This window comes from Pseudomonas sp. HMWF006 (assembly GCF_003061205.1).
Taxonomy (GTDB): domain Bacteria; phylum Pseudomonadota; class Gammaproteobacteria; order Pseudomonadales; family Pseudomonadaceae; genus Aquipseudomonas; species Aquipseudomonas monsensis.
Genome location: NZ_QAIU01000604.1, coordinates 1 through 6,188, shown reverse-complemented (window position 1 = coordinate 6,188; position 6,188 = coordinate 1). Strand labels below are relative to the sequence as shown.

General features: G+C 60.9%; 7 protein-coding genes. 1 reads left to right on the top strand and 6 read right to left on the bottom strand.

Annotated elements, in window-relative coordinates:
• Window positions 1–677, bottom strand: a 677-nt coding sequence (locus tag DBR24_RS34160; RefSeq protein WP_256591923.1) for an AlgP family protein, incomplete at its 3' end; no start/stop codon positions are given.
• 192 nt (window positions 678–869) lie between these two features.
• On the opposite strand from DBR24_RS34160, the gene DBR24_RS28090 reads away from it, so the two are divergent.
• Window positions 870–1,535 carry an FKBP-type peptidyl-prolyl cis-trans isomerase gene (locus DBR24_RS28090; protein WP_123469764.1) on the top strand — a complete coding sequence of 222 codons (666 nt, stop codon included), beginning with the start codon at window positions 870–872 and terminating at the stop codon, window positions 1,533–1,535.
• Window positions 1,536–1,592: 57 nt separating this feature from the next.
• Here DBR24_RS28090 and rsd read toward each other — a convergent pair whose 3' ends face one another.
• From rsd to DBR24_RS28065, 5 genes are all read right to left on the bottom strand, one after another.
• Window positions 1,593–2,051, bottom strand: coding sequence for a sigma D regulator (gene rsd / locus DBR24_RS28085; RefSeq protein ID WP_123469766.1), 459 nt, complete (start codon window positions 2,049–2,051; stop codon window positions 1,593–1,595).
• A 183-nt stretch (window positions 2,052–2,234) separates the two neighbouring features.
• Complete coding sequence (locus tag DBR24_RS28080; protein WP_123469768.1) at window positions 2,235–2,786, bottom strand: disulfide bond formation protein B; 552 nt, start codon at window positions 2,784–2,786, stop codon at window positions 2,235–2,237.
• 217 nt (window positions 2,787–3,003) lie between these two features.
• A complete protein-coding gene (locus tag DBR24_RS28075; protein ID WP_128616327.1) occupies window positions 3,004–4,242 on the bottom strand; it encodes a heme biosynthesis protein HemY in 1,239 nt (412 codons plus the stop codon).
• Entirely contained in the window at window positions 4,239–5,381 is a 1,143-nt protein-coding gene (locus DBR24_RS28070) for a uroporphyrinogen-III C-methyltransferase (RefSeq protein WP_123469772.1), read from the bottom strand. The genes DBR24_RS28075 and DBR24_RS28070 overlap by 4 nt, the downstream gene beginning before the upstream one ends.
• A gap of 16 nt (window positions 5,382–5,397) precedes the next feature.
• Window positions 5,398–6,165, bottom strand: a complete 768-nt coding sequence (locus DBR24_RS28065; protein ID WP_123469774.1) for a uroporphyrinogen-III synthase — start codon at window positions 6,163–6,165, stop codon at window positions 5,398–5,400.
• Window positions 6,166–6,188: the final 23 nt, after the last annotated feature.

The window sequence follows — 6,188 nt, the reverse complement described above, 5'->3', positions numbered from 1 at the left end:
GTTTTCGCCGGAGCGGCTTTGGCAGCGGCTGGTTTAGCGGCAGCTGGTTTTGCAGCGGTGGTTTTAGCAGCCGGCTTCGCAGCGCTGGCCGCAGCCGGTTTTTTCACAGCAGGTTTGGCAGCCGCTTTCACGGGTGCTTTTGCAGCAACTTTAGCCGCCGGTTTGGCAGCAGCCGTTTTCGCTGGCGCCTTGGTTGCAGCAGGTTTAGCTGCAGCAGGTTTGGCTGCAGCAGGTTTGGCTGCGGTTTTCTTCGCCGGTGCTGCTGCGGGTTTGGCTGCACGGGAAGTCAGCACTTTACCCACTGCCTCCTGGACGCGACCCACACCCTGGGCCAGTTTCAGGCTTTCCTGAGCATCGCGCTTGAGTTGCAGAATGTAGCTGCGAGTGTCGGACTGACGCTCTTTTAAAGCATCGAGCAGGTCTTCCAGTTCTTTCACCGCAGCCTTGGCTTTGTTCTGTGCCTTGGCTTTACCGGCAGTGGCTGCGTCCTGCAATTTGGTGCGGGATTTGTGCAGTTTTTCTTGCGCCTTGCCGCGTTGCTTTTCCAGTTTGGCGAGCAGTTTTTCAGCATCAGCCAAGGCTTGGGAGCAAGCGTTTTCCAGATGCTCGAGCAGGCTGCCCGAGAGTTGTTGGAGTAAGTGCAACGGAGTATTTACAGGCTTCTTGGTGGCCGACATGGTTTACCTCCTGGCTGACGTGGGTGCGGCTCATACTAGACCTCTGCAGTTACCGCCGCTAGGGCATCTTGACAGTATCGTTTGCGTTGCGTTGCACCGAAGCGAAAATGTTCTGCGCAAAGGCAAAAGCAGTTCACCGTTGCAGTCGTTTGCGCTGGCATAATCCACCGCATCTCAGGACGGAGAGTGCCCATGTCGCGCTACTTTTTTTTATCCCTCTGCCTGGTTTTTTCCGCAGTCCACGCTGACGAAAAAACCACCGCGAATGACGCTCACGATCTGGCTTACAGCCTGGGTGCCAGCCTCGGTGAACGGCTACGCCAGGAAGTCCCGCAACTGCAGATTCAGGCACTGGTCGAAGGCTTGCAGCAGGCTTATCAAGGCAAGCCGCTGGCGCTGAGCGAAGCGCGAATCGAACAGATCCTTGCCGATCATGAATCGCAAAACGCCGAGCACGCTTCACAGAACTCCAGCGACGTCGCGATGGAAAACGAGCAACGTTTCCTCACCGCTGAAAAAGCCAAACCGGGTGTGAAGGAACTGGCTGACGGCATCCTGCTCACCGAGCTGACACCGGGCACTGGCGCCAAGGCCGGCCCCGATGGAAAAGTGCAGGTGCTGTATGTCGGTCGACTGCCGGACGGCACCGTGTTCGATCAGAACACTCAGCCACAATGGTTCAACCTCGACAGCGTGATTGCCGGTTGGCGCACCGCGTTGCAGAACATGCCGGTAGGGGCGAAATGGCGACTGGTGATTCCATCGGATCAGGCCTATGGCGCTGATGGCGCCGGCGACTTGATCGCACCGTTTACACCACTGGTGTTTGAAGTGGAATTACGCGGCGCGACCAGTTGATCAGGCAATAAAAAACGGCGCGCTTGGGGCGCACCGTTTTTTTGATCAGGGTTCGGATCAGGCCTGAACCGGATCCTCTTCCTTGTGTGCCGTATGCAGCACTTCAATCAGGCAGTCTTCAAGTTCGAAGCGTTCGTGGAGCAGGCCACCGAGCTCCTTGAATTTCTCGGCAACGCATTTGCCGGCATCGCACAGATCATTGAACGCGAGCAGCTTCTCGGTGATGACGTCGATACGCGGGTAGATCGTCTCGGCGAGTTCCAGGCCACGCTTGTCGTTGAACGCCTTGGCTTCGCCCGTCAGCTGTTCATAGATTTCGAAATGCCCGGCCGACACGTAATCAACCAGCACGCCGCAGAATTCCTGCAAAGGCTTACGGCTCTCGGACAACGACTCAGGCTGTGCACCGAGTTTGTCGTAGGCGCCAATCAGCTCCTCACGCTCCTGCAACCAGCGGTCGATCAGCAGATGAACTCCACCCCAACGTTCCTGAGCATTCTGACAACTTTCGAGCATGGCAATCTCTCTTCCCTTGTGGGTCATGCTGCTCTACACCCGCGCCCCGCTTTTGATTTTGGCTTGGGGGACGGCCGGGCAGAGCGTCATCGAGCAACATAAATCCAATGACACGTGCGGGCCAGATTATGCCCGCACGCCTATGGCTTCAAGGTACGCAGGAGATAAAGTTCATACAAGTGTTTAATCCCGCAGCCCCCCCCGGTGCGACGCTTCGCCGCTGAGCGGTCGCTGCAGAGCGCCCCAGACCAGCCGTAACATTTGATAGACCGCAAGAATCGACACCGCGACAAAGAACAACAGACTCCATTCCGGAAGACTCAGATCGAACAGCGTCCAGGAAATTTCGGCGCAATCAGTGCCGCCGTTAAACATTCGTTGCAATGCGCAGATCCACGACAGTCCACTGAACAGCGTCTCGGCCGCCGGAGCACAATTGTCCAGTTGCAGCACCGGATCGCTTTGTATCAGCACCTGGCGCCAGGCCGCCGTGGTGCCGCCCAGACTCGCGCACAGCACCAGCAGCCAGTAAAGCCACAAGCCAACACGCCTGGGGCCATGCACCGCCGCCAGACCGCAGCACACGCACAGCAGCGTAAGAAACAACCGCTGCACCAGACATAGACTGCACGGCGCCAGACCGACCGCGTATTCAAGATAATAGGAAGCTCCCAGAGCAAAGGCCCCCGCAGTGAAAGCCATGAAAAACAAGGAGCGTGAGCAGGCCAACGACATGGCTTTTCCGTAACAGTGGAGACAGGCTGTAACGGTAGAGGAAAGCGTGTCAGCCTTTCAAGACGAGGTCCTGACGACAGTTCACCAGAGGTGTAGGGAAAACCCGACAGGTTCAAGAGGAAAGGATGAAGCCCTCTGTAGGACTTTATCCAGGACGCTGGCTGAAGTTGAATTTCGGTCGTAAACGGTCAACGAGGGAGAGGCCTCCCTCGTGTCTTCAGGCATGCACCGGAGCCGGCAACGGCGCGGCCAGCAAGCGCTCATCCAACAGACCAAGCCCTTCCTGAAACAACTGATTGCTGCGCTCGGTATCGCCCAGTTGCGCAAGCAGGCGGGCCAGCTCGGCACAGGTTTCCGGATTGCGCTGCACGCGCAGGCTGCTTTCCAGATAATCCCGGGCCTTGCCCCAAAGACTGGTTTGCAGGCAGAGACGTCCCAGAGTCAGCAGCAGGCTCGGGTCGCCCGGATGCTCCTTGAGCCAGCCTTCGGCGGTTTGCAGCTGGCGCGCAGGATCACTGCCGCGCACCAGACCATAAAGCCGGGCGAGATGGCTGTCGTACTTGCGCTTCAGCGCCGTGCGCAGGACTTCTTCAGCCTCGACCTGAGCCCCCAACTGACGCAACTGCTCGGCGTACGCCAGCACCAGCGGCGGCTCCTGACGCTGGGCAGAGGTGAGCTGTTCCCAGGCCCGCTGCAGCGACTGCCGGCCCACGCTGCCGTCCTCGTCACGGTGCGCCGCCAGCGACAGGTTTTCGCCCCAGGCGCGGCGCTCCAGCTCAGCCAGTTCGGACGGCGGCAGGACTTTGTCCTTGCGCAGCTCCGGCAACAGACGAATCACCGCCGACCATTCGCCACGTTGCTGATACAGACGCTGCAATTGCCGCAACGTCTGCGCATTGCGTGGATGACGTTCGTGCATCGCTTGCAGGGTCACCAGGGCGCCCTCGGTATCGCCGCGATCGGTCTGCAACTGTGCATGGCTCAAGGCAATCGCCAACTCAGCCTGAGGCTGGCGTTCGAGCGCCCGTTCCAGCAAGCGATCGCACTCCTCGTAATGGCCTTGCTCGTTGGCCGCCCGGGCCGCGCCGAGGTAATACAGCAACGGTTGGCGTTCAGCTTCGGCGGCGCGGTAAAGATGACGCTGCGCGCTGGCCCAGCGACCTTCCGCCAGATCCAGCTGACCATGTTCGATCGCCACTTGCACGCGACGGCTGCGGTTGCGTCGCGACCACGGGTTGACCACGCCGCTGGAGGTCATGACCAGTTCAACCAGTGCCTTGATCCCCCAGATCACCAGCCACAACACTGCGATCACCGCAAGAGTCGCCCACAGGCTCGACTCATAGCGGAAGCTCTTGTAGGCGACCAGCACGTAACCGGAATGCTCGGCAATCGCCAGCCCCAACGCCGCCGTCGCGGCGATCACCAGAAACACGATCACATACAGGCGTTTCATGGCGTGGCCTCCTGCGCAGTGCTGGCAGCAGGTTTGGCGAAGGGTTTCACCGACTCTTCGGCGTTGACGTTACGCCGCTCAAGATAAGCCTGAACCGCACTCAACGTGCCGGCCAGATCCGGCGTGGCGACCGTGACCGGTGCCTTGCTCAGCTCGGCGACCTGTTCGAGCATCACTTTGCTCTGCGGATTGTCCGGGTTGAAATTGCCCTTGAGCACGTCACGCGCCTCGGCCAGCGCCTGGGTGTAAACCGGCGCCTGACCATTGAGCGCGGCCCACTGCGCCTGCTCCAGCGCCAGGCTCAGGGCCAGGCGGACCTGGCTCAGGCTCTGACCGGCCAGCAATGGCTTCACATTCTTGTCGGCGTTGAAATCAATGCGGATGTAGCGCGAGATCTGATCCCACCACTGCGCCCAGCGACTGGCGCCGTCACCATCGGACGTCAGGCCCAGCAGCGACTCGCCGCGATCCTTGTACTCCGGCGCCAGCTCGGTGAGGCTGATGACCTGATCGCGCAGGGCACCAATACGCAGAAACAATCCGGTGCGATCCGGCTGCTCGGTGCTTCGCAGGGCGACGAGAGTTTTCGCCACTTGCTCACGGGCGGCGAACGATCCGGGGTCGTTCTGCTCACGCAGGATTTCATCGGCGCCCTGGACCAATGCCTGTGCGCTGCTGATGTCCTGCAACGCCGACAGACGCAGGCTGGCCAGACGCAGCAAGTGCTCGGCCTCAGCCAGGCGCCAATCCTTGCGACTGGCGCCAAGGACCGTTTCCAGACGCTGATTGAGGCGCTGTTGATCACCCTGCAGTTGAGTCACCAGACGCTGTCGATCAGCCAGTTCATCGGCACCCGGCAACTGCGCGAGGCGTTCGGTCAGGCGCTGTTCGTTGAGTTTCAGGCTCTGTGCCTGATCGTTCAACGCCTGCACCTGGCCCGACTGTTGTTGCGTGTTGGTCTGCAGGTGACGTACCTGCCAGACACCCCAGCCACCAATCGCGACGCCGGCGGCGCCGAGCAACAAGGCGACGATCGCCAATCCATTGCCTCGGCGCGGCTCGGTGGCCGGCGGTGGCGTTTCAACCTGAGTCTCGATCACAGGCTGGACATCATCTTTAGGCAAGGCTGTTTCGCTCACGTATCCATCCTTTGCATTAGAGAACGGGCACGGGATGCTCCCGTAACGCCGTCAGCAAAGCCGCGGCACTCGCGCCACGGCAATCCACAACTGTTTGGGCCCCGGCGGCACGTGCCAGCTCGGCGACTCTTGGGCTTGGAACAAACAACGGCAACTGCGCTATCGCCGGCCAGGCATCGCCGGCCATCTGGCGCAGGTGCTCGAAACCCTGTCCACTGCTGACCACCAGCCCGTTCAAGCGTTCCGCTTCAATCCGCCGCGGCAATTCTTGCGCGGCATAGGCTGGCAGCTCACGACGATACAATTCCAGATACTCGACACTAGCACCAAGCGTGCGCAAACGCTCGGCGAGCAACTCGCGGCCGCCCTCGCCGCGCAGGATCAGTACTCGCGCACCGGACTGGCTGACCGCCTCGCGCAGACGCGGCAACTGCAGCAACGCTTCGCTGTCATCACCAGTGTCCGGGCAGTGCACGTCCAGGCCACGGTCGCGCAGAATCTGCGCGGTCGCCGCGCCCACGCTGAACCACGGCATCGCCAACATGGGCGGGCCACCGGCATCGAGCAGGTCGACCGCAATGCGCGCTGCCGGTTTGCTGACCACGATCACCGCGCTGCAGCCCGACAGCTGCGCAATCGCCTGACGGATTTTGTCAGAGACCGGCAGCGGCACGATGTCCAGAAGCGGCAGGCAACTGCTGAAAACCCCCTGCCCTGCTAACGTCTCGGCGAGCGCCGCGCAATCTTCGGCGGGGCGCGTCAGCAGCAGTCGCCAACCGGTCACTCGTGACCTGCCTCGCCATACAC